The 23039-nt window shown below is 61.7% G+C and carries 19 protein-coding genes; 12 read left to right on the plus strand and 7 right to left on the minus strand.

All coding sequences use genetic code 11. The annotated features are described in order from the left end of the window. The first annotated feature begins 75 nt into the window (after positions 1-75). Positions 76-882 carry a hypothetical protein gene (locus L6R21_19535; protein MCK6561393.1) on the plus strand — a complete coding sequence of 269 codons (807 nt, stop codon included), beginning with the start codon at positions 76-78 and terminating at the stop codon, positions 880-882. A gap of 149 nt (positions 883-1031) precedes the next feature. On the opposite strand, the gene L6R21_19540 is transcribed toward L6R21_19535, so the two are convergent. The 5 genes from L6R21_19540 to L6R21_19560 all read right to left on the minus strand — a co-directional run bounded on the left by L6R21_19540 (position 1032) and on the right by L6R21_19560 (position 4729). After that, entirely contained in the window at positions 1032-1340 is a 309-nt protein-coding gene (locus tag L6R21_19540; GenBank protein MCK6561394.1) for a hypothetical protein, read from the minus strand. Next, on the minus strand, positions 1271-1687 hold the full coding sequence (locus L6R21_19545; GenBank protein MCK6561395.1) for a hypothetical protein: 417 nt from the start codon (positions 1685-1687) through the stop codon (positions 1271-1273). Before L6R21_19545 ends, L6R21_19540 begins: the two co-directional genes overlap by 70 nt. A gap of 363 nt (positions 1688-2050) precedes the next feature. Continuing rightward, positions 2051-3409: a hypothetical protein gene (locus L6R21_19550; protein ID MCK6561396.1), complete on the minus strand. Its 1359-nt coding sequence runs from the start codon at positions 3407-3409 to the stop codon at positions 2051-2053. Between the two features lie 183 nt (positions 3410-3592). Then, a complete protein-coding gene (locus L6R21_19555; GenBank protein MCK6561397.1) occupies positions 3593-4150 on the minus strand; it encodes a LytR C-terminal domain-containing protein in 558 nt (185 codons plus the stop codon). 72 nt (positions 4151-4222) lie between these two features. Next, positions 4223-4729, minus strand: a complete 507-nt coding sequence (locus L6R21_19560; GenBank protein MCK6561398.1) for a hypothetical protein — start codon at positions 4727-4729, stop codon at positions 4223-4225. 250 nt (positions 4730-4979) lie between these two features. Here L6R21_19560 and L6R21_19565 point away from each other — a divergent pair, with 250 nt between their 5' ends. The 9 genes from L6R21_19565 (at position 4980) to L6R21_19605 (ending at position 19680) form a co-directional block, all read left to right on the plus strand. Further along, positions 4980-5891: a DUF4349 domain-containing protein gene (locus L6R21_19565; protein MCK6561399.1), complete on the plus strand. Its 912-nt coding sequence runs from the start codon at positions 4980-4982 to the stop codon at positions 5889-5891. 56 nt (positions 5892-5947) lie between these two features. After that, on the plus strand, positions 5948-6196 hold the full coding sequence (locus L6R21_19570) for a hypothetical protein (GenBank protein MCK6561400.1): 249 nt from the start codon (positions 5948-5950) through the stop codon (positions 6194-6196). A 391-nt stretch (positions 6197-6587) separates the two neighbouring features. Continuing rightward, positions 6588-8822 (plus strand): FdhF/YdeP family oxidoreductase, encoded by a 2235-nt coding sequence (locus tag L6R21_19575; GenBank protein MCK6561401.1) that lies wholly within the window; start codon positions 6588-6590, stop codon positions 8820-8822. A 209-nt stretch (positions 8823-9031) separates the two neighbouring features. Further along, the gene (gene amrS / locus L6R21_19580; GenBank protein ID MCK6561402.1) at positions 9032-10093 is read left to right on the plus strand and encodes an AmmeMemoRadiSam system radical SAM enzyme; all 1062 of its coding nucleotides are present in this window, start codon (positions 9032-9034) and stop codon (positions 10091-10093) included. 133 nt (positions 10094-10226) lie between these two features. Then, positions 10227-11156 (plus strand): ATP-binding protein, encoded by a 930-nt coding sequence (locus tag L6R21_19585; protein MCK6561403.1) that lies wholly within the window; start codon positions 10227-10229, stop codon positions 11154-11156. A gap of 201 nt (positions 11157-11357) precedes the next feature. Continuing rightward, positions 11358-12815 carry an aminoacyl-histidine dipeptidase gene (locus L6R21_19590; protein ID MCK6561404.1) on the plus strand — a complete coding sequence of 486 codons (1458 nt, stop codon included), beginning with the start codon at positions 11358-11360 and terminating at the stop codon, positions 12813-12815. 266 nt (positions 12816-13081) lie between these two features. Next, on the plus strand, positions 13082-16207 hold the full coding sequence (locus tag L6R21_19595) for a DUF11 domain-containing protein (protein MCK6561405.1): 3126 nt from the start codon (positions 13082-13084) through the stop codon (positions 16205-16207). A gap of 68 nt (positions 16208-16275) precedes the next feature. Then, entirely contained in the window at positions 16276-17427 is a 1152-nt protein-coding gene (locus tag L6R21_19600) for a hypothetical protein (protein MCK6561406.1), read from the plus strand. An 18-nt stretch (positions 17428-17445) separates the two neighbouring features. Then, the gene (locus L6R21_19605; GenBank protein MCK6561407.1) at positions 17446-19680 is read left to right on the plus strand and encodes a hypothetical protein; all 2235 of its coding nucleotides are present in this window, start codon (positions 17446-17448) and stop codon (positions 19678-19680) included. A gap of 12 nt (positions 19681-19692) precedes the next feature. Here the strand turns inward: L6R21_19605 and L6R21_19610 are convergent, their stop codons facing one another. Together L6R21_19610 and sixA are read right to left on the minus strand one after the other, a co-directional pair. Next, the gene (locus L6R21_19610) at positions 19693-20310 is read right to left on the minus strand and encodes a hypothetical protein (protein MCK6561408.1); all 618 of its coding nucleotides are present in this window, start codon (positions 20308-20310) and stop codon (positions 19693-19695) included. Between the two features lie 113 nt (positions 20311-20423). Continuing rightward, a complete protein-coding gene (sixA, locus tag L6R21_19615) occupies positions 20424-20930 on the minus strand; it encodes a phosphohistidine phosphatase SixA (GenBank protein ID MCK6561409.1) in 507 nt (168 codons plus the stop codon). Between sixA and L6R21_19620 the strand changes: the two genes are divergently transcribed. Continuing rightward, a complete protein-coding gene (locus tag L6R21_19620; GenBank protein ID MCK6561410.1) occupies positions 20929-21678 on the plus strand; it encodes a hypothetical protein in 750 nt (249 codons plus the stop codon). The genes sixA and L6R21_19620 overlap by 2 nt on opposite strands. Continuing rightward, positions 21675-22979, plus strand: a complete 1305-nt coding sequence (locus L6R21_19625) for a cyclic nucleotide-binding domain-containing protein (protein MCK6561411.1) — start codon at positions 21675-21677, stop codon at positions 22977-22979. The genes L6R21_19620 and L6R21_19625 overlap by 4 nt, the downstream gene beginning before the upstream one ends. The last annotated feature ends 60 nt before the right edge of the window (positions 22980-23039 follow it).

Raw genomic sequence — 23039 nt, forward strand, 5'->3', positions numbered from 1 at the left:
ATCGGTAACGGAACGCCTCATGCCGATGACATGCGGAACACCCGCTAAGAGCAGGGCGCCGGCAAAATCTTGCATTTGGCAGGCAGAAAGAAAAAAGCAGGGCGCCGGGGCTTTGCCACGTTTCCACACCGCAATCAGCTCCTCGGGGGTGACCTCACGCTGGCGGCCGGTGGCGTCGTCTTCACAAGCGAGTACCGCGCGGTCATCCTTCATGAGGCCGTGCATGCTGCAATGCACGACGTGATAGACATTGCTTTCGAGGCGGGCTTGCAGGGTAGCCAGCGTGCCGTCTTCCGCCACGTCGATTTCCACCTCGCCGCGGCTGAGCGCCGCATCGAGCTGGGCAAAGAGAAAAGTCTCCTCGGTTTCAAAATCCAGGCGGGACTTTTCGGGGTCGAGATCTTCGGGCGAGGCCACGAAAAGCAGAATGCGCAGCGGCCCGCCGGGCAGGTCAGGCATGGCCTTGTCGGCCGGTTGACAGCGCCGCAGGAGGGTGAAATCGGCATTGCGGCTGAGAAAACCCAGGCGCGGGTCGGCATGAAACGTCATTTCCCACGGCAACGCTTGCATGTCCGGCTCGCCGGATTCGAGAATGAGGCGCACGTGAGTCGTTGCGGCAATGGCCTGCTGCTGCAGGGCGAGAATTTTATCCAGGCCGCCATCAACAGCGTTGACAAGGGCCTCCCAAAGATGCGTGCCGAGCGCGATGATTTCTTTGGGCGCGAGCGGCTCACGGCGTTCCAGCTTGCGGTCAAATTCCTGGCGCAAGCGGGTGAGCACGATCAAGTCATGTGGATTGATTGCGGGACGAATGACAAGGTCGATGGGCATCCGGAATTCCCCTATAAGAATTTTCCTCGCGAGGCGAAGCGTGAAAAGTGAACCGGGTTTGGAAGCATTCCGGCCTTCCTGAAGGATTTTGTGAAGATTCAGGCGCAGCACCGAGTGCTTCACAAGATTCTGCTGAATGACATTCAAATGTACGACATATACTGACTATGAGCGGCATGCCGTTAGATGGAAGCTCACCATCAGCGATCTACCGCCCCGCGCAACAGGGTGTTTTTCGACAAATAGCGGCGCGGCACACTGACGAGCAACGGCGTATCGCAATACGGGCAGTTCAGCTTGATCTCTTCTTCGCCCTCTTCGTCAGATTTGGGTTTTGCCGCCAGGTGAAATGGTTTATTGCAATGTTCGCAATGCACGCGCGCAATGCGATCCTGGAGATTGTTGTCCATAAAATAAGCCTCCTGAGGATTTGAAAACTTTAGAGAATGCTCGCTGCAAAATAGAGTCCCGCCGCGAAGGCCAGCACCGAAACCAGCAACAATGCCCATTTCACTTTGCGCGCGCGCTCGAAGGCGCGGCGAATGGCGGCCGGCGAATTTTGATAATGGCGGTACGGCAGGGGGAAGAACACCAGAATCGCGCACAAGGCGCTCAGTCCCCACAAGAGGAACGGCAGGGTGAAAGAACTGCCCTGCAAATCCGGTTTGACTGCGACTTTGATCTGCAGGCCTGCCAGAACCAAGCCTGCCACTGCGCCGATGGCGCCGACTAAATATTTGGCGGTTTCTTCGAGGCGGCCGAGGCTGGCGGCGAATTCGTCGCGCGCGAGTTTGAGATAAAACAAGTCGTCGTCAGTGGCGGCCCGGCTCTGCAGCACGGTTTCAGCTTCGTTCATGGCTTGCTCTTTCCCTCCTGCTTGTCTTTGAGTTGCTTGCGGGAGCGCGGTGAAGTCATACACGCCGCTGCGCCAGGCCCAAAAATCCGGCGCACCTGCGATGATCGCCGGCAGGACAGATCAATACTCATGTTCGTTTGACAACCAAGCTTAATGAGTTCGAGAGCCGCCCGAAGGGTTTCACGAGGGACTGTTTTGCCTGTCACGATCGCCGAACAATAGGCATGTGCCATGAGAAAATCAAGGTCTCCCCCAAACCCCTCAATCCGGGTCCTTCTGAATCTGAGTCAATTCTCACCCGAGTCCTAAACTCGCCTCCAGCCGCCCCAACACCACGCATTCGCCAGCCGGCTTTAGCCGGCTTCAGCTACCAGCCTGCGATTTGAATCGCAGGTTTGAATCGCAGGCCGCCGCCAGCACCTCCACAATCCGGCCCGCAGCCCCGGCTTTGGCGGCGACGAACGCGCGGCATTGCCGGCCCACCTGCGCGCAGGCCGCGCGATCCTGCAACAGCGCCAGCAACTCGCCCTCGCAGGTGGCGGCATCCGTCACGACTCTACCCAAGCCCGCGGCTTTCATTTCGAGCGCCTCGGGCGAGTTGTTCATGCGCGGACCGAACAGCACCGGCACGCCGTGCGCCGCGGCCTCGAGCACACTGTGCACGCCCGGGCCAAAGCTGCCGCCGACAAACGCGATCTGGCCCGCACCATACAGCTCCGCCAGCACGCCGACACGATCGACCAGCAGAATCGCGGCCGCGCCCGCCTCCTGCGGCCGTGAGAGTCGCGCGCCACGCACGTGATGTTCCTGGAAGCGCTGCTCGAGTTCAGCCAAATGCACGGCGGTCGGCTCATGCGGAACGAGAATCATCTTCAAGCCGGGCACCTGCCGCCGCGCCGCCACAAAGGCGGGCAGCAGCACTTCTTCATCGGAGGGCCAGGTGCTGCCGGCAACCAACACCGGCCCCTCCGGCTGCCAGCTTCCGGGCAAAATCCTGCTGAGCTCCGCCTGCTGCGTGCGCAGCAGCACTTGATCATAGCGCGTATCGCCGAGAATGCGCAAGCGCTCGGGAGAGCGCAACAGCGGCCGCAAACTCTCGGCAGCCGTGGCGGAAACCGCAGCGATCACCGCGAAATTGGCGAGCACCTCCCGATTGAACTGGCGCACGCCCGGCCAGTCGCGTTTGGTCGCAGCGTTGGCGCTCACACTGGCATCGGCGAGCAGGAGAAAAACACCGCGGCGCCGCGCCTGCCACATGAAATTGGGCCAATAGTCATGGCGAATAACCAGTCCGGCCGCGGGATTGACCAGCTCCAGGAAACGGCGGGCATTGGTGAAAGTGTCGATCGGCAAATAGCACATCACTTCCGCGGGCAAATTTTGGCGAGAGAGATTCTGGTAGGCGCTGGGCGAGAAAACGGTCAGCACGCGCACGCTGCCGGGAAAGCGTGTGCCGATTTCATGCAGAATCGGCTTGGCCTGTTCGCATTCGCCCATCGAGGCAGCATGCACCCAAAAGCGCGGGCTTCCAGCCGGGAAGGCGGCCATTTGCTGCGCCAGCCGGGCAAACAAATGCGCACGGCCCTGCCGGCCCAGCTTGATCTTGGCGCCGGCGCGGGTGCGGCCCAGCAGCGCTGCAATGAGCTGAAAGAGGACAAAAAGAAAAGGGACGGCGATCAGATTGTAGAACGCCATCCACCAAACGGTGCGAAGTTTATTCAAGGGACGAGGCAGCGCGCGGCTTGCCACCATTGGGGGAGAGACGAAAGCATCGCTACGGCACCGCTGCGATTTGGGCGGCAGCAGATCGCGTCGTGCCTGCGAGTGCCGGGAAAATCATTTTCCCGCGGGCCGCGGCACGAGATTTCGCAGCGCCGGAAGCGCAGCCGGTGCCGGCAGTCGAGCTTACTTGGGCTTGACGGGAATCTGCTTGTAATCTTCGCCGATGATCAGGGTCGCGGCCACCAGGCGTTCCGGGCTGGCCTGATACACCACATACTCATCCGGCAGGCCGAGGATCTTGGCGATCTTCAGGCCGTTTTCCATCTCTTTCGAGCGCCGATCGTAGATGTAGGTGCGCGGCACGCTGGCGCCGCCTTCGTAGTTGGTGACGTTCACCGGATCAAAGCCCTGCGCCTTGAGCAAGTCGGCGTACTTGCGCGCCAGGCCGCTGACGCCGCAGCCGTTGAGCACTTCGATTTTGGCGTTTTCGGCGGTCGGCGCTTCCGTGCGCGTCTCCGCGCTCATCGGGCGCTCGGTGCCGGAGAGAAAATGCTTGCTGACGAACGAAACAATCAACAGAACGTTGATGATGCCCAAGCCCCACAGGGCGATCGAGAGGAATCCGTTCTTCAGATTGAAGCTTCCTTTCGTGCTCGTGCGCTTGGCCATCGCCCGCGGGCTGCCCGCAGAGGCAGAGGTGTTTTTCGACCGGCTCGGTGTTGCCATACGTTGCTTCGGCACGCTCCTTTTCCTCAACTTTGAATGATCAGACAAAAAAATGACCCGCGCGAGCGAGTCATTGCAGCTTTCGAGTTATTTGTCGCTGGGCAATGGCGTCAGCGCAGGCGCCGGATCCCACCAGCGATCATAGTGGCGATACGGCAGGTAGTTGTGCGTGGGATAACTGCTGAACTGCACGCTCAGCGCGGTGCTGCGGCTCGGCTTGTATTCCAGGCTGGCGCCGGAAAGGAAGAAACCGTTCTGATTCACACCGGGCACGCCGAACGCGCCCAGGGGCTGGTTCATCACGCCCCATTGCAGCGCCACCTGCATGTTGTCCGCCACCCGGTAGCCCATGGTGTTCAGATAAAGGCCCTGGCTGAAGCCCTGGCCGCCCACGCTCAGGTAAGAGAGCGAGTAGCTCTGCTGCATGCTGAAGCGCTGGGGGTTCAAGCCCAACAGGCCAATCAAACCCTGCGGCTTGCTGAACGGCGCCGTCAACAAGTGTGAGAACGGAACCGGCTGCGTCTGCTCTTTCAATTGCGCAGAAGCCAGCGCCGGAACGATCAACGTCAGGACAACGAAGGCAATCTTCTTCATGACCAATCTCTCCTCATCGTTGCGTTGCTCCGTGATTGCTGCATGCTTCGCTTCCGCCTCAGTAAACTTGCGATTTTGCACGCATTAAATAGTAAATTTTGTCGGTAAAGTCAAACGGTTTTTCGGCCGCCACCGGGATAATTGCTTGATTTTGGAGGACGCAAATCGTATGCTTGCGCCGTTATTCGCGCGTTCATCCACAACCATGCTGCTTGCTCGCCCGGCACTTTTCATTGAGGTGAAACAAGTCATGAAATTCCGATTGGCGTCTGCTCTGCTCCTGCTTTGCTTGATTCTCCTCGGCTGTGAAGCCCGCCAAGCCGAGCGACCGGTCTATTCTGAAATGCAATTCTCCAGGTTGCCCCCGGGTGCCACGAGCGCGGAAGGTACAGGCGCCGAAGCGCTGCTCGCCGGCCGGGCCGCCGACGAGAACCAGCCGGTCGCCGCGCCGGTCCCAACGGCACGCATGATCATCAAAACCGCGGAACTTTTCTGCGAGGTCGAGAATTTTGAAGCAGCCGCCGGCCGCATGCGCGCCCTGGCAGAAGAAAGCGGCGGCTATCTCGTGTCTGCGCAAACCAGCGTGCGGGATGACAATCGCAAATCCGGCATGCTCACGCTGCGCGTACCCGCGGACAAATTCGAGACCACGCTGGCCGCGCTGAAGAAGCTGGTCAAGAAAGTGGAAACCGAAAACCTCAGCGGCAACGACGTGACCGAGGAGTTTTATGATCTCACTGCCCGGCTGGAGAACAAGCGCCGGGCGGAGCAGCGCTTTCTGGAAATTCTCAAGACCGCCAACAAGACGAGTGAGATTTTGGAAGTCGAGCAGGCGCTCGTCAATGTGCGCGAAGAGATCGAACGGCTGGAGGGCCGCAAGCGCTATCTCTCCGATCAAGTGGCGCTCTCCACCATCACCGTGCGGCTGTTTGAGCCGCGGCCACTGATCACCACCGGCCGCGACAGCTTTTGGGGCAAACTCAAACGCGGCTTTGAAAACGGGCTCGCGGGCTTTGGCGACGTGTTGAGCGGCACCATCACGTTTGTGATTGCCGTATTGCCGCTGGTGCCGCTGTTCTGGCTCGCGGGCTGGGGAATCCGCAAATGGTACCGCAGCTTCAGAGCGCGCCAGGGAGTGACAGCCGGCAACGTAAAGATTTAGTCATTTGAAGAACCGCCCGGGCGCTTGGAGCCTTTTGAAGCCCGTTCGACGAATAAATGCAACAACTCAAGTTGATTGGAATCGAGAGCGCCCGGGCGGTGGGTTTCTTCTCCGCGCGCCATGCCGGAAGCATCTTTTTGAGCGTGCCGCCGAGCCAGCATGGATTCTGCGACCCGCCGCGTGCTCAAAAGGAGCCGTTCGGCAAGACACGATTGCTGAAGGAATTCGCCGATTCCACACTGCCAAAACCGAAGTGTTCCGGTATCGGCTTGGCCGTTGCAACCCAATCATCAGAGTTCCCATAACACTCGCAGTTTGCACGACCGCAATGCAGCCGTTGATTAGCAGTCGTGTTGTCTAAGACGATGGGCCGGTCGAAAAGTTCTATGCTGCGCGCAGGACGCAGGTATTTTGACTTTTGTAAAAAGGCTGGCGCAGTCCCTTTGCCGTTGCATCGTTGCGAAAGAACAAAGATACTGCCGAACCTACCAAAACACCCAACTGATACAGCCTCCCGCTTCCGTTGGGTTTTGCTTTCCGCGGGAGGATTTCATCTTGGTTGTGGCCCGTCCAAGTTGGTAAGCTTTCATCTTGCAGCGCGACTTGCAGTCAACTCCATCCCCGCGGTGTCGATCATTAGATTGTGTTATCGCCATCTCCATAAACCTCGACTGTGAGCATACTGGGAGCCTCGTCATGAAACTCTTTTCTCCGGAAACCTGGGTTTCCTTCATTCCCAACGGGCTGGGCCAGGTCAAGCCCAATCACTATTGGGAAATGGCCAAAGCGGCGTGGCAAAATCGCGATCAATTGCCGTTTGCCTGGCGCATTCTCAAAGAGGGCGTGTGTGACGGTTGCGCGCTCGGCACCACCGGCATGCGCGATTTCACGCTGCCGGGCGTGCATCTCTGCATGGTGCGCCTCCATCTCATGCGCTTGAACACGGCGCCGGCGCTGGATATTCGCGCCCTCGCGGACGTGACCGCAGCCTGGCAGGGCAACCGCCCGCTGCAGGAGATGAACGCCACCGAGCTGCGCCAGCTCGGCCGCCTGCCCTACCCCATGATCCGGCGCGCCGGCGAGAAGGGTTTCCAGCGGCTGACCTGGGAGGAAGCGTATGGCGTCATTGCCGCGAAAATCCGCACCACGGATCCGAACCGCCTCGGCTTCTACCTGACCTCGCGCGGCCTGACCAACGAGGTTTACTATGTCGCGCAAAAGGTGGCGCGTTTTCTCGGCACCAACAACCTCGACAACTCCGCGCGCATTTGCCATGCGCCCAGCACCGTCGCGCTCAAACAGATGCTCGGCGTTCCCGCTGCGACCTGCTCCTACCGCGATTGGCTGGGCACGGACTTGCTGGTTTTCATCGGCAGCGACACGCCCAACAACCAGCCGGTGACGACGAAATACATGTACTACGCCAAAAAGCAGGGCACCAAGATCGCCGTCATCAATCCCTATCGCGAGCCCGGCCTGGAGCGCTACTGGGTGCCGTCGGTGTTCGAAAGCGCCTTGTTCGGCACCAAGCTCGCCGACGCCTTCTTTCACGTGCACATCGGCGGTGACATTGCCTTTCTCAACGGCGCGATCAAACACATGCTCGCCGCCGGCTGGGTCGATCGCGATTTCATTCAACAGCACACCGCAGGATTCGACGAGCTGCAGGCGGCGCTGGCGCTGCAAAGCTGGGAGCAACTGGAACAGGCCGCGGGCGCCAGCGCGACGGAAATGCGCGCATTTGCCAAGATGGTGGCGACCGCGCAGACGGCGGTGTTGGTGTGGAGCATGGGCATCACCCAGCACCGGCACGGCGTGGAAAACGTGAAAGCGATCATCAATCTCGCGCTCACCAAAGGCCTGGTTGGCCGGGAGAAATGCGGGCTGGTGCCGATTCGCGGGCACAGCGGTGTGCAGGCGGGCGCGGAAGTGGGCGCGGTGCCCAATCTGCTGCCCGGCGGCGTGCCGGTGAATGAGGAGAACGCGCGACAGCTCGCAGCGCTGTGGGGCTTTGCGGTGCCTGCGCAAAAGGGGCTTTCCGCGGTGGAAATGATCGAGGCGGCGCAGGCCGGCGGCCTGGAGGTGCTGTACTCCGCCGGCGGCAATTTTCTCGAAACCCTGCCGGAGCCGGCGTTCGTGCGCGCGGCGCTCGCCGCCTTGCCGCTGCGGGTGCATCAAGACATTGTGCTCTCCCCGCAGATGTTCGTGGAACCCAAAGAGGCGGTGCTGCTGCTGCCGGCGCGCACCCGCTTCGAGCAAACCGGCGGCGGCACCGAGACTTCCACCGAGCGCCGCATTTACTTTTCCCCCGAAATACCCGGCCGCCGCGTCGGCGAATCCAAAAGCGAATGGGAAATCTTCATGGAACTGGCCGAGCATGTCTATCCCGAACGCCGCGCGCAAATTCATTTCGACAACGCCCAGCAGATTCGCGAGGAGATTGCCTGCACCGTGCCGTTCTATGACGGCATTCAACATTTGCGCAAAAAAGGCGACGCGCTGCAGTGGGGCGGGCCGCGCCTGTGTGAAGGCTGGCACTTCCCCACTGCCAGCGGCCGGGCGCAGTTTGCCGTGCTCGCGCCGCCCCCGCGGCCGGCCGAGGCCAGCACTTTCACGGTGACCACCCGCCGCGGCAAGCAATTCAACAGCATGGTGCATGCCGGCCGCGATCCGCTCACCGGCGCGCACCGCGAAGACATTCTGATGAATGCCGAAGATGCCCGGCGCCTGGGCTTGCAAGAGGGCGATGGGGCCGTGCTCAAGAATCATCTCGGTGAATTTCGCGGCCGCATCAAGCTCGCGCCGATCAGAGCCGGCAACCTGGAAGTGCACTGGCCGGAGGGCAACGTGATCATCCGGCGCGGGGTGATCGATCCGGCGAGCGGCATTCCGGATTACAACGCCACCGTCGAGGTGCTGCCTGCCGGCTGATTCCTGCGGCCATGCCCGCGCGCCCGACCGGCGCAGGCAAAATGGCCGGTGAGACTGGCACTGCCACCGCCAGGTGGTGCCACTCCCGCGGTGGCGTGGCCGGAGAGGCGGCCACCACGGCTGTAACACCGGCCGCAAGCAGTAATCCTCCCTTGCTTTTTGCGTGTTGGATGCGTATTTTCAGCCGCTTTGCAGACACTGGGAGAGACATGGTCGAGGCGCAGTTTTACAGAAAACTGGATAACGGCAAGACGCTTTGTTATCTCTGCCCGCGCTATTGTGAAATTGGCGAGGGGCAGACCGGCTTCTGCTTCGTTCGCAAAAACGAAGGGGGGGTGTTGTATTCGCTGGCCTACGCCAGCCCCTACGCCGTCCACCTCGATCCCATCGAGAAAAAACCGCTTTCGCATTTTCTTCCCGGCACAGAGATTCTTTCGCTCGGCACCGCCGGCTGCAATCTCGGCTGCAAATTTTGCCAGAATTGGGACATTTCGAAGGCGCGCTATGATCACGCGCGCGCATCGGCATTCACGCCCGAAAAGGTGGTCGCGACTGCGCTGCAGCACGGCTGCCCCAGCATCGCCTTCACCTACAACGATCCGGTGATTTGGGCGGAATATGCCATTGACATTGCCCGGGCCGCGCACGCCGCCGGCCTGCAGACCGTGATGGTCACGGCCGGCTACGTGACGCCGGAGGCCCTGCCGGCCATCTTCGATCACATGGATGCCGCCAACGTCGATCTCAAGGGCTTCACCGATCATTTCTACCGCAAGACCTGTCTGGCCCGGCTGCAGCCGGTGCTGGAAACACTCGAGGCGCTCAAGCGCCGCGGCACAACCTGGCTTGAAATCACCACTCTCCTCATTCCCACGCTGAACGATACGCGCGCGGAGCTGCAGGAGATGTGCGCGTGGATTCTCGACCATCTCGGGCCGGAGGTGCCGCTGCATTTCACCGGTTTTCATCCCGACTTCAAACTCATGCATCTGCCGCCCACGCCACCGCAAACTTTGGAATCCGCGCGGCAGCTCGCTCTGGAGATGGGAATTCACTATGTCTATATCGGCAACGTCACCACTCCGGAGGGCAACAACACCTATTGCCCGGCGTGCGGCGCTCTGCTGATTCGCCGCTCCTGGCATACCGTGCAGCAAATCAATTTGAAGCAGGGCGGCTGCCCGGCCTGCGGCCACCGCGTGCCGCTGATCACCGGTGCGCCATCACCGCGCCGTTCGCCGGCGGCGCCGCGGTACCAGGTGCTGGCCTGAACGCAACGCCCGGCGCGCGGGCACAACAGCGCGGCAACCGGCGGGCCCGGGTGAGGAAGCCCGGAGCAAGGGGATTGTGCGTGTGCAACAAGGTTAGGACAATCATGACAGATCACCAAATCGCGCTCGAGGAATGCTGATTTTAAGACGCAAAGATCATGATTCCCCCGCGCCCATCTCCGAACGCGGAAAGGATGCCGGTCTGAAAGTGGAGACGCCCCGCCCCGCAGTGGACACCTATGTGCCGCGCTTGTTGCTGGTCGACGGCCAGGCCAAACGCAATGACGAGCTGACGCAGGCGTTACGCGAAAACGGCATGGAAGTACACCTCACCCACTCGGCGCAGCATGCGCTCAGCCTGCTGCAGCAGAAGTTCTGCGATGCCCTGCTGCTCGAGATTCCGGCGGTGGACATGCCGGCTTCGCAGATGGTGGCGGTGACGCGCAACCGCTTCCCCTTCCTGCCGATCATCGTGCTGGCTGACAAGAGCCGCATGAACGACGCCATTGGCGCGCTCAATGCCGGCGCGCTGCACCTGATTCCCATGCCCTGCCAACCGCGCCAGGCGATCAGCGCGTTGCGCAAAATCCTGGTTTTCACCCATGACACCATCAAGCCCGGCCGCCTGCTCCCCGGCCTGCGCCAAACCGTGCGCTTCGAACTGCCCAGCAGCCTCGATTACGTGACCGGCGCCGCCAACCAACTCACCGAAATGTTCGTGCGCCTCGGCATCATCAGTTTGGAAGAAATCAACATCAAAATTGCGATCGTCGAAGCGCTGACCAACGCCATGGAACATGGCCACCACTTCGATGCCGGGCTGCGCGTCAAAGTCGAAGCCAAAATCGACGAACGTTTGGGTGAAATCAAGATTACCGACAACGGCAAGGGCTTCAACCATCGCCAGTTGCCCGACCCAACCGCGCCGGAGAATCTCTACAAGCCGCGCGGCCGCGGCATCTACATGATGTATCGCCTCATGGATGAAGTGCATTTCAATCGCAAGGGAAACAGTGTGCGCTTGATCAAATACCGCCGGCCCTTCGAACCCAGCGTCAGTTGACCCCGTTGCGCGAACGTTCAACCCCGCCTGTTTGACCCTCATTAGGACGATGGCGCCGCTTCCGTGCGGCTCCGGCTCAGGAGGACCTGCCGGCCCGACGGAGGGACCGCGGGTTTTCCGCGCGCACGGTTTTCCCATATCAAATGCTGGGCGGTCACGAGAGCCCAGCGTCCCCATCACTACCCGGAAAGGAGTCGTCCTATGTCATTTGTCGCAGAGCTGGAGCCCCGCACCCTGTGGAAGCATTTCGATGAGATTCTGAGGATCCCGCGCGGCTCGGGCAATGAAAAGGCGATGCGCGAATACGTTATCAGTGTCGCCCAGAAGAACGGCCTCAGCTTTCAGCAGGATGCGGCCGGCAACGTCGTGGTGAAGAAACCCGCCTCTCCCGGCCGCGAACAGGCGCCGATCACCGTGCTGCAAAGCCATCTCGACATGGTGAACGACAAGAATTCCGACGTCAAACACGACTTCTCCAAAGATCCGATCAAACCGCGCCGCGACGGCGACTATCTCTGTGCCACCGGCACCACGCTGGGTTCGGACAATGGCATCGGCGTGGCCTCGGTGCTGGCGCTGATGGACGCCAAAGACCTCCCGCACGGCCCGCTCGAGTTGCTGTTTACCGTCGATGAGGAAACCGGCCTGACCGGCGCCAACAACCTCGCCGAAGATCTGCTCAGCGGCCGGCAATTGATCAACCTCGACACGGAAGAAGAAGGCGCGCTGTACGTCGGTTGCGCTGGCGGCGCGGGCACCGATCTGCTCCTGCCGCTCAAGGAAGACCGCGTGGAAAAAGGCATGGAAGTGCTGCGTTTGAAACTCGCGGGGCTGCGCGGCGGGCATTCCGGTGTTGATATTCACCTGCAGCGCGGCAACGCCACCAAGCTGTTGGCGCGCGCGCTCTACAGCCTGCTCAACGTCGCGAAGCTGCGTTTTCGGCTGGCGGGGATTGCCGGCGGCAACAAGCACAATGCCATCCCGCGCGAAGCCTTCGCCACCGTGCTGGTGCCGGGCAAGAAGCAGAATGAATTTCTCACGGCCTTGCAGGCACAGATCGACGCCCTCCGCCTCGAATACGCCGCGGTTGATCCCAACCTCAACTTGACCATTGAAAAGGGCCGCGCCAAAACCTGCTGGACCGGCAAGACCACGCGCCGCGTGCTCGGCCTGCTCAATGCGCTGCCGCACGGCGTCCACATGATGAGCAACGATATTCCCGGCCTGGTGGAAACCAGCACCAACCTGGCGGTGGTGGAGACCCGCAAGAAGGGCTTGCACATTCACTGCAGCACGCGCAGCTCGGTGAACACCGCGTTGCAGGCGCTGCGCGACCAAATCCGCGCGATCGGCGAAGCCTTCGGCGCCGGCGTCGAAGAGGCCGCGGGCTATCCCGGCTGGAAGCCCAATCTCAACTCGCACGTGCTCAAAGTCGCCAAAGAAGTGCACAAGGATTTGTTCGGCGTCGAGCCGGGCGTGAAAGCAATTCATGCCGGCCTGGAATGCGGCATTATCGGCATGAAATATCCCGGCATGGACATGGTCTCACTCGGGCCCCAGATTGAATTTCCCCACTCGCCCGATGAACGCGTGAAGGTTCCGTCCGTGGCAAACTACTACCGCCTGCTGCTGGGCACACTGAAGAAACTCTCGGAGTAGTGCGTTCGGGCTTGTGCTGTTTCATGTGATCGGCGCCCGCCGCGGGGTTCGATTTTCAAGCTGATCACGCCGCAGCTCGTGTCCCCGTGCGGAAACACCACCGCCCGGGCGGTCTTCCCTTTCTGGACAGACACTGACCACCTCGTCCGGAGGCCCGCGCCTCCGGACTTTCTCAAATCAACGCAGGGAGCGCGTAGAATTTGATTCGTTGGCTGACAACGGCGGGAGCATTGTGTCGGAGGAGTTCTGTTTCTATCCCCCCACGGTTGGGGGATTTTTTTTGTCTGGCCCTGGCCGCGGCGCTGTTTGCGCCGGGCAGCGCGGCATTCGCGCAAACCAAGCAGCCGCCCGTCATTGCGGCCATCGCGTACTCGTTTCGAGTTGACAAAGACCGGCCGGCGCATACCGACAGCCTGATTTACACCATCCGGGTGTGGAATGATCCGCTGCAGGCCGACACGCTCGCCGGCGTGGAAGTCGAATTCTTCCTGCCTTCTTTTGAAAACGGCCGTTTCGCGCTGCAGCTCGCGACGTTTCATGATGCCGGCCGCTATCCGGTTGCAATTGATGCCGCGGCCGGAAAGATCACCTGGCAGGTCGGCAATCTCGTGCGCCGGCCGCCGCCGCTGCGCAGCGACACCGCCACCGTCGTTTTCTCTTTTCATATTGCCGCGGTGGCGGAATTCTCGCTGAGCTGCGGCGAAAATCCCCTGACTGCCATTGCGCGCGTTTCGTTTCGCAATGCCGAGGGCCGCCGCATCTATCCCGGCACGCCACGCGCCGCAGAAAGCACGCTGGTCTTGACGCCGGATTTGGTCGCGGAGAATCTCAGCGTGCCGCTCGAACCGCAGCGCCGCGGTGACCCGCTGAAGCTACGCTATGACTATGCCAATCGCGGCAACGTGGCGCGCGCGGCCACACTCTGTCTGCGCCTGCCCGCGGGCCTCACCGCGGACAGCCTCCAGGTCACGCCCGACAGCATAACCGTCGCGCCGGTCAGCGCTGATTCGCTTTGCTTGAACCTCGGCGTGATCGCCGCCGGCGTGCAGCAGAGCGTGGAGCTGAGCCTGCTGCTGCCGCCGGATCTGCCCGGCGACCTCGATTCTCTCTGCCTCAGCGCAACGCTGATCACCGACTGCGATCTCAATCTCGCCAACAATTCCTTTCGCAACGCCTGCGCCGCGCTTGCGCCGCTCGATCTGCTCACCCTCACCAAGCAAGCCGTCCCGCCACGCGCACGCGTGGGTGACACGTTGACCTTCACCCTCACCGTGCGCAATCTCGATCAACGCCTCACCGCCTGGAATCTCACGGTGGTCGATTCGCTCGCGCCCGGCCTGGAAGTGATCAGCGCCGACTCGCCTTTCAGTTTGGTGAATCGCGTGGTGCGCTGGCAACGACCTGCGCTCGCGGCCGGCAGCGCCTGGCCGCTGCGCCTGGTGGTCCGCCTCACCGAGGAATGGCTGCGCCAGCAGCCTGGCAATCCGTGTGCGGTTGCCACGCTGTGGAATGTTGCAGCGGTTGCTTCCACTTCCGCGCTGGGCGCCGCGAGTCCGGAAGCGCCGCAGAACCTGAACAACAATCGCAGCGCCGCAGCGGTTGTGGTCGAGCCGCCGGCCGACTTGCTGGAAATTTTCACCATCGTTGACACCTTGCGGTCAACCGGCCCGGCAGTGCTGCTGCCCGGCGATACCCTGCGCTTCACGTTGCACTATCGCAACCTCACTGGGCCGGTGGCCGCGAGCGTGACGGTGATCGATTCCCTGCCGGATCCGGCATTCCTGCAATTGCTTGCTCCGCTGCCTGCGGGCTTTCGCTACGAGGCTGCGGCCCATCGCCTGGTGGGCGACCGCTCGAGTTTGGCGCCTGCCGCCCGCGACTCCGCTTCGTTCCTGATGCTGCTGCGGCCCACCGGCAGCGCTTGCGAGGATATCGTCCTGCACAATCGCGCTGTCATTCAGGAGGCCGCGCAGCTCGACTGCAATCTCGCCAACAACGCCAGTACCACCGCTTTGACGGTGGTGGGCAACCGCAATCTCTTGCAGCTCACCACGCTCGCGCCGGCGGCCGCCGATCCCGGAGAAGAGATTCTTTTCACGTTGCACTATCAAAACCTGAGCGAGATTCCCGCCACTGGCGTGGTCCTGCAGGTCGATCTGGCCGAAGCGCTGGCGGTGACGGCAATCAGCGACAGCGGCCGATTGCTGAGCGCGCTGCGCCTCGCCTGGCAGTTGGGCACGCTGGCGCCTCATGCCGGCGGTAGCGTGTCCTGGCGCGCGACGGTGCGCAACACGGTGCGCTGTGAGCCGGAGCAGATCACCATCATCTCACGTATCGATTCCGAGGTGCAGGACTGTGTACTGAAGGACAATGTCAGCGTGACGGCCATCACCCTCAACGCGACTCCGCCTGCCGAGCGGCCGCAATTGGCGGTTTACGGCCTGCAGCTCACCGATGCCAATGGCAACGGCTGCGCCGAGCCCGGCGAGCCCTTGCGCCTGCGCCTGATGTTTCAAAACCGCGGCGACTCCACCGCGCGGCAGATCGAATTCATCGACTTGTTTGCCCGCTGGGGAACGCAAACTTGGCCGGTGCCGCCGCCGCTCGCGCTCACTGCCGCGTTGGCGCCGAACGGTACCGGCTATGCCGACTTCGAGTTCACCCTCACCGCCAATGATTTCAGCGCCACCGACCTCACGTTCAACGGCAAGCTCACGGCCGCGAACTTCTGTGCCGCGGCAATTGACAGCGCCCTGATCCGGCTGCGTTTCTGCCCGCTGCCCAACCTGGTCTTCAAACAGGTCAACCTTACGGACGCGCCCGGCAACCGCGACGGCCTGGCGAGCGAGGCGGAACCTTTGGCAGCGCTGCTGGTCTACCAAAACGAGAGTCCGGTGGCAGCGGACAGCGTCACGCTCACACTCAACCTCGCGCCGCCGCATCTGGAGCTGTTGGAAAGCCGGCCTGCGCTGGCATTGCCGCTGCCGTTGCAGCTTCGCAGGGCATTGGCCGCCGGCCAGCAGGACAGCGTGCGTCTGACCTTGCGCTACGCTGATTTCGCGCCGGCCGAAGCGATGGTTGCGCTCACGGCCACGCTCACGGGGTCAGCATTCGTGCCGCCGGTCACCGCGCACGCGGCGATTGCGATCAAACAGGAATGCTTTGCGCGGCCCAACCCTTTCATTCCGGGCCGCCATCCGGAAGGTGTGCGCTTTGCGCCCAACGACGGCCAGCAGGTTGAAATTTTCGATTTGCACGGCAACCGGCGGCGGGCGCTGACGACACGCGAGCGCTGGGACGGCCGCGATGATTCCGGCAGGGAATGTGAGCCGGGCCTTTATGTCTGGTCAATAGCCGGCAACTGCCGCGGCACGATCGTGGTCGTGCGCTGATGCAACAGGCTGCGCGCAGCAAATGAATGCTGGATCACTTAACGTTACTTTGCAGATTTGAGGCAGGGATGTCTGGCCGGGGATTTCATTCAACACAAAAACTGCTGCGGGCCGTAGTCCTGCTCTGCGGCCTGGCAGTATTGCTCGCCGTGCGGCCGAGTCTGGCGCAGTCCGGCGTGTACCGTGGCGCGCGTGCCGGCGCCATGGGCGGCGCCTATCTCGCCCTCTCCGACGACGTCGAAGGCATTGCCTACAATCCCGCGGGGCTGGTGTATGCGCCGGAGCGCTGGCTGTTTGCTTTCAGCCTGGAGAATCTCTTCAGCGCCGGTTTGCCGTTTCAAAATGACCTGCACAACAGCGGAGCGTTGTCGGTATCGAGCGTCGGCTTCGCCTACAATCGCCTGCGCCGCGCCAATCAAACCGTGCCGGTTCTGGTGCTGGGCCGGCCGGCAGACTTCCAGTTGCGGCAGTCGAATGGCCCGGCGCCGACTTCCAACGATTTCTCGATCGGCGCCGGCGCCAGCATGATGCGCACCGGCCTGTTGAATGAGATCGCCATCGGCGTGTTTGTCAGCAAAGGTTTTTTTGAAAAGCCGCAGCCGCTGCCGCTCTCTCCGCATTTGCCGCACTGGTTTGCGCTGAGCCTCACCGGCACGCTGCTGGGCGTGCAGTACGATCGTGAGATTGCCGCGCATGCCGAAGTCAATTCTGCGGAAGAACTCGAGGCCATTCGCGGTTTCTTTGCCGAGCACGACCGCAGCCAGTTCGGCTTGGGGCTGGATGTGAGCGCAATTGCGCATTTGCATCATCGTCTCAATCTCGCCGTGGCCGCCGCCAACGTGATCGCGCCCAATTTGGCACTCGCCGGTGCATTCAAAGCGCCGCGCCGCCACCGCGCCGGCATGGCAGTGTTGCTCGATACTCGCCGCCGCTGGTTGTTGGCAGTCGATCTCGAACGGCAGCAGGATCTCACCGGCTGGCGTTTGGCAGTCGGAAGTGAAAGCGGGATCTTCGCGCTGAATCCTGAAGTCTTGCGGCTGCGCTTGGGAGTGAACCACAACTGGTGGTCGGCGGGCTTTCGTCTCGCCAAGCCCGCGCTGCTGGAATTGCACTACGCTTTGCTCATGCCGGCCTTTTGGCGGTCGGATCGCCCCGCCGGCTTTTTCAACCATCGTGTTACTCTGTCATTCTCCCGGCCGGCCGGCCCGGATTCACCCTAAGTTCGTGCGAGTGACCTCATGCGACTTCCCACAGCTCTGCTCATGCTCGTTGGCCTCGCCGCCGCCATTTCTTCCGCTGCCGGTGCTGCTCCCGACGACCGCAGCACCGCGCCCATTGCCGCCCGCCTGCCGCTGACGCAAACCTATGCCTGCACACTCAATGTTTGGAATCAGGAAACGCAGGCCGGCAGCAAAGACCTGCGCCTCACGGCATTCCGCCTGACCGTAACCGCAGTCCGGCAGAAGCAGGCCAGCCAGACCGCGGCCTGTCCGCCCGCAGCCAACCGCTTCTGGCTTGATCAGTTGACGCTGCAGTATCTGCGCAATTGGCATCCCGAAGCGAACGGCCATGAAGAACAACCGCAAGTGGACTGGAACAAATTGCGTATCCGAGTCGAGGCGGATCCCCGAGGCTTCAGACCTTTGCGCCAACTTTCACCGCGCGACACGCTGGCGCGCCTTGATCTTCGCTCCGAAATCGTGATGGGGCGCAATGATCTGCTGCGCCTCGGCATCTTCCACTTTCAACCCGATCAGCCCGGCGTTTATGATTTGCATTTCACGCTGCAACGCCGGCAGGCGACCACCTTCAGCGCGGTCAAGCGCATCGAGTTTTTTTGCGCCGTGCCCGCGCCGGAGCTCACGCTGCTGCATGCCGTAAGTATCGACACCCAGCGGGCAAACTACCGGCATCTGCCGCTGGTGGCCAGCACTTTTTTTGAAGCCGGCTCCGATCTTCCTAATCAGAATGACACCGACCGCAACCTTCACTCACTGTTTCTGGGAATAGTGGCGAAGCGGTTGGCCGGCCAGCCGTTGCAGGGTGATTTCCTGGTGCTGGAGGATCCTCTTGCTCCTGACGATCGCGCCGCCCAGCTCATGCGGGCGAGAAGCCGCGCACAATACCTGCAGAGCCGCGTCGAGCAATCTGCCCGCGCCTTGCAGAAACAAAACGCCTGTGAGATTGACTGGAAGAAAGAAGCAGCGGGCGCAGGGGCAGCCGCATTGGTCAATTTCGGCCTGCGTCTGCGGGAAGCCTCACCGGCCGAGAGTGAAATATACCTCAAGCGTGAGCATTCGCAAGTTTCGCCGGAATGGTTTGCGGAGGAAAATCGTGTGGTGCCGCTGGTATTTTCGCCGGCAGCGCAACAGCTTGTCTTTGCACCGGTGAAACTGGCGCACGATTTCTCCGGCGATTGCGCCACCTTCCGGTTGCCACCGCTCGATACTTTGCTGCTGGGAGGCTGCATTCGCGCCGCGCAACTGGTGGTGGCCGACGCGGCCGGGCGCGCGCTCACACAAGATATCTCGCTGCCGGAATTGCGCGAGCTTTGCCGGCCGCCAAAAATGCTCGCCCTGCGTTCGCCGAAGTGGCGGGCCTTTCTCAAACCGGGCAGATATACCGCCAGCCTGCGGCTCTTCGGCGCGTGTGCAGCGGACCTGAGCGCGAGCAATGCGGTGACTTTCGACGTGCCGGCGCCACGTGAGGAGATTTTCACTTTTTCGCCCTACGACCGCGTCGAATTGTGCTATGAACTCGATCGCGAACGCGTCACGCAGATCGGCGCAGAAATCGTGCAAGCGGTGTGTGAGCGAATCACCCTGCCTTCTCCCCGCACGCTCATCTTCATCACCGGCCACAGCGACAGCCTGGGCGAACACCGTCCCGACGGCCGGGGAAGCGAATACAATCTGGACTTATCCTTCCGCCGGGCCAAGCACCTTGCCGGCTTGCTGCAAGCGGCGCTGGCTGATCAAGCCCGCCAAGCCGGCCTGGAACTCCTCTTCACCAAAGAGAACAATGTGAGCGATGGCACCTCGGACCATCGCCCTGTCACCGCGCAGTCCCTGCCGGCGGGCCGCAACGGCGCCACTGCTCAATCCGCCGGCTATCTCGAGCGGATGATTGCGGAAAAACTCCACTCCTTCAACGAAGCGCCCGAGGGCCTGCCTGTGCCCACGCGCCGTGACCTCGAGAATCGCATCGCAACGATTCGTGAGCGCCTGCCGCTCGAAATCATCCACTTGCAATTGCACGACCGCCACAGCAGCCGTGATCTCACCATCGTGACTGCCGGCTTTGGCGTCACGGTGCCTTTTCACCGCCGTCTCGAAGAGGCGCCGGAGGTATTGGAGGCATTTTGCGCGATGGGATACAAACCGGAGGAGATACCGCGGACTTTCTTTGGAGACGATGCGCATCCCGCCGGCCGCTTCCTCAACCGCCGCGCGGAATTGCATGTGATCTGGTGAGTGAACGCTGCCTCAACGATGCAGCGCCAGGGGTACAACCAGCCCGGTTACCAAATCAGCATAACGGCCGGCAAGCTGCCTGCCGTCGGCTGAAAGCGTGAGTTGCGCGGTGCCCCAGGTTCCCGCCGCAGTCGAGATCGAAAACTGCACCGACTGCCCCGCGATCGCGCCCTGCCCCACTGCCGTGATACCGTAAAGCGGATTGATTTCTTGAATGGTGAGCGCCGCAGCATTCTGCTGAATGAGATAAGACACGCCTTGCGCGCTGTGCCAGGTTCCCGCCAGGACATTGCTGCCTGCTGCTTCGCTGGGTTCTCCCAAAAGCGCTTGCTCGCCGGCCACGGGCGGCGTCCGCTGACGGAGTTGCCCTTCCAGCTCAGCGAGCTTGTTTTCCAAATCAGCTTGCCGCTGCTTCAGCTCCTCTTCGCCGACTTGCTTGAGTTGTTCGGGATTGGCAACGGACTGCGGCTTCTCGGCAAACTCCGCTTCGAAAATGTCCGAGATCTTGATCTTCTTGACCGCGAAACCGGAATACAGATTGTAGCCGACAATGACGATCAACAGCAACGCCACCACCACCCACAAAAAATTCTTGGCTCCGCTGCTGGAAGAGGGATTGCCATTACTCATTGCACACCTGCCATGTTTTGATTTGCATGAGTCATTCCGTCAGCCTGCGGTTTGTGCGGCCTCTTGTGATGCCGCATGCGGCCGTGGCTGCGTTGTCGCACCTGGATTCTGCCTCATGCTTTGCCTTGGGCAATCTCGAGCAGAATCCTCGGTTCCAACAACCAGCGCAACGTACACCCGCCGGCCTGCACCGGCAACCCGCCTTCCACCAGCGCCACGCCCGCTTTCTTGAACGTTGTGAATGGACTCTGCTCGCCACTGACCAGCAAGGCGAGCAGCGCGCTCATCTGCGGCTCATGGCCAACGAGTCCGAGCACCGCGTTGTCTTTGTGCTGATTCAAAAGGGATAAAAGCGCGTCCGGCTCCGCGTCATCCTGCAGCAGCGCGGTTTCCTCAAGCTTGTGGATTTTCGATTTCTTTCGTATAATCTCCGCGGTTTGCCGGGCACGCACCAGCGGGCTGGTATAAAGATGCGTGAATGCAACGCCGAGCCGGCACAGTGCCGCGGCGACCTGTTCCGTTCTGCGGCGGCCTTTGTCCGTCAACGGCCGCTCGCCATCGGGTTTTTCCCACGTTTCTCGCAGCGCGGCGATGCCGTGGCGAATGAGGTAGATTTTCATGCGGCACTCCTTTCACGCTCATGCCAATGTGCGTTTGATGACGCCCCTCCCCTCGCAAAAATCCGGCGGCAATATAGCAAGTTTTTGCCCTTCTGTCAATTCGGCCCGGCCGCGCGGCGCGCGGGCGTTGCTGCTGTCCGGCTGTGCGGCCCTGCTCCTGGCCGGCTGGGCCTGTTCCAAATCACAATCTCCCCACACCCAAATTCCGCCGGCCGAGGTGAAGGAAATCGCTCCGCCTGATACCGTCAGGCCGGCGCCGCCGCCGGCAGGTCCGGTGGCAGGATCGGTGTGGGACGTGATGAAGCCCGGCGAACGTCTTCCCAAAGACGTGTTGCAAGCCATGGCCGGTTTGGGGGCGGACACGCGCTTCGCGCAGAAACTCTGGCAAACCCGTCTGCTCGATGTCGATGGCGACGGCGCGCAGGAACTGATGATTTCGAACGTCGTCGAATGGTGCGGCAGCGGCGGCTGCGGCGTTTGGCTGTGGCAACGCCAGCGGCAAGGGTTGCGCAATCTGTTGCCCACCGACGATATTCTCGCCGTTGCGGTTGAAGTCGAATCGACCGCCACCAACGGTTATCACGACCTGCGCTTTTATCACCGCTCTTCAAGTGAGAACAACCGCCCGCTGCTGGTGAGCGATTTGTTTGCCTGGGACGGCACAGTTTATCGCTATCGTTCGCGCCGGCAGCACGGAGAATATTTGGCCGCGGCCCTCCCGCCCACGTGCTGGAAGGTTGTGCCGTGAAGCGCGGCGCCACGCATGCCCGCAGCCTTTCCCTCCGGCCGGAAATGCTCCAGCGCGGCTGGGAGGCGGCGATTACGGCGGCGGCCACGTTTGCCGGGATCATTCTGCCGCTGCAATTGGTGCTCGACCTGCCCAATAGCGCCCTGTTCCTCTACGGCAATTTGGCCGTCACCGTCATCTTTTTCGTGGACGCCTACCTGCAGTGGCGTCAAACCCCGGCCGCCGCACTCGCTGCGCCGGAGCGCACGTGGCTGCCGCTGTCGCATTGGGGCTGGCTCAGCCTCGATGCCGTGGCCGCGCTGCCGCTGAACATGCTGTTGGCGGGAACGCCCTATCCCCTGCTGCGGCTGCTCAAGCTGGCGCGTGTCGCGCAATACATGCGGCGCTGGCGCCAGCGCCAGTTACACCACACCAACGTGCTGCGGCTGGTGTTCTTTGCATTTTGGCTGGCACTGGCGGCACATTGGATTGCCTGCGGCTGGCTGGCACTGCGCGGGCTGTCGGCCGAATTCGACTTGCCGACGAACTACGTGCGCGCGCTGTATTGGTGCGTCACGACTCTCGCCACCGTGGGCTATGGCGACATCACCGCCGCCAACAATCCGCAAATGCTGTACGCCATGGGCGTGATGATCATCGGCGCGGGGGTTTACGGCTATATCATTGCCAACGTCGCCAGCATTCTCGCCAACCTCAATCCCGCGCGCGTGCGCTACCTCGAAAACATGGAGCGGCTGACCGCCTTCATGAGCTATCGCAACGTACCCACGCATCTGCAAAAGCGCATACGCGACTACTACGGCTATCTGTGGGACAAGCGGCTGGGCTACGATGAATCCACCGTAGTCTCAGCGCTGCCGTTGAACCTGCGCACCGAAGTCTCGCTCTTCCTCAATCGTGACATCATCGAGCGCGTGCCCTTGTTTCGCGGTGCCAGCGAAGACTTCATTCGAGAGATTGCCCTGCAACTGCGGCCGGTGGTGTTCATGCCCGGCGATTATGTCTTCCGCGCCGGCGAGCCGGGAATGGACATGTACTTCATCAGTCGCGGCCGGCTGGAAGTGATCGCCAAAGACGGCAAGAGCATTTTGGGAAGTTTGTCGGACGGCGATTTTTTCGGCGAGATTGCCTTGCTGCAGCGGCAACCGCGCTCCGCCAGCGTGCGGGCCGCCAGCTTTTGCGACCTCTACCGGCTGGACAAAGACACCTTCGACCGCGTGCTGGCCTCCTACCCCGCGATCGTCGAGAAAATCGCCTCGCAGGCCCGCGAGCGCACGGAAAAGAACGCGCCGGAACACTGAGAGCCGGCCAGCAGAATTCCCGGGACTCCAATCCAACCTACAAATACATGTGAGCCGAAA

It is taken from the genome of bacterium (assembly GCA_023150945.1).
In the GTDB taxonomy this organism is placed as follows: domain Bacteria; phylum Zhuqueibacterota; class Zhuqueibacteria; order Zhuqueibacterales; family Zhuqueibacteraceae; genus Coneutiohabitans.

Bases quoted from the DNA above. Each gene is read 5' to 3' on its own strand.
- L6R21_19540 (MCK6561394.1), bottom strand. From the start codon at position 1,340: ATGGGCATTGTTGCTGGTTTCGGTGCTGGCCTTCGCGGCGGGACTCTA.
- sixA (MCK6561409.1), bottom strand. From the start codon at position 20,930: ATGAAAATCTACCTCATTCGCCACGGCATCGCCGCGCTGCGAGAAACG.
- L6R21_19575 (MCK6561401.1), top strand. From the start codon at position 6,588: ATGAAACTCTTTTCTCCGGAAACCTGGGTTTCCTTCATTCCCAACGGG.
- L6R21_19585 (MCK6561403.1), top strand. From the start codon at position 10,227: ATGCTGATTTTAAGACGCAAAGATCATGATTCCCCCGCGCCCATCTCC.
- L6R21_19565 (MCK6561399.1), top strand. From the start codon at position 4,980: ATGAAATTCCGATTGGCGTCTGCTCTGCTCCTGCTTTGCTTGATTCTC.
- L6R21_19590 (MCK6561404.1), top strand. From the start codon at position 11,358: ATGTCATTTGTCGCAGAGCTGGAGCCCCGCACCCTGTGGAAGCATTTC.
- L6R21_19600 (MCK6561406.1), top strand. From the start codon at position 16,276: ATGTCTGGCCGGGGATTTCATTCAACACAAAAACTGCTGCGGGCCGTA.
- L6R21_19570 (MCK6561400.1), top strand. From the start codon at position 5,948: ATGCAACAACTCAAGTTGATTGGAATCGAGAGCGCCCGGGCGGTGGGT.
- L6R21_19605 (MCK6561407.1), top strand. From the start codon at position 17,446: ATGCGACTTCCCACAGCTCTGCTCATGCTCGTTGGCCTCGCCGCCGCC.
- L6R21_19560 (MCK6561398.1), bottom strand. From the start codon at position 4,729: ATGAAGAAGATTGCCTTCGTTGTCCTGACGTTGATCGTTCCGGCGCTG.
- L6R21_19610 (MCK6561408.1), bottom strand. From the start codon at position 20,310: ATGAGTAATGGCAATCCCTCTTCCAGCAGCGGAGCCAAGAATTTTTTG.
- L6R21_19620 (MCK6561410.1), top strand. From the start codon at position 20,929: ATGCGGCACTCCTTTCACGCTCATGCCAATGTGCGTTTGATGACGCCC.
- amrS (MCK6561402.1), top strand. From the start codon at position 9,032: ATGGTCGAGGCGCAGTTTTACAGAAAACTGGATAACGGCAAGACGCTT.
- L6R21_19545 (MCK6561395.1), bottom strand. From the start codon at position 1,687: ATGAACGAAGCTGAAACCGTGCTGCAGAGCCGGGCCGCCACTGACGAC.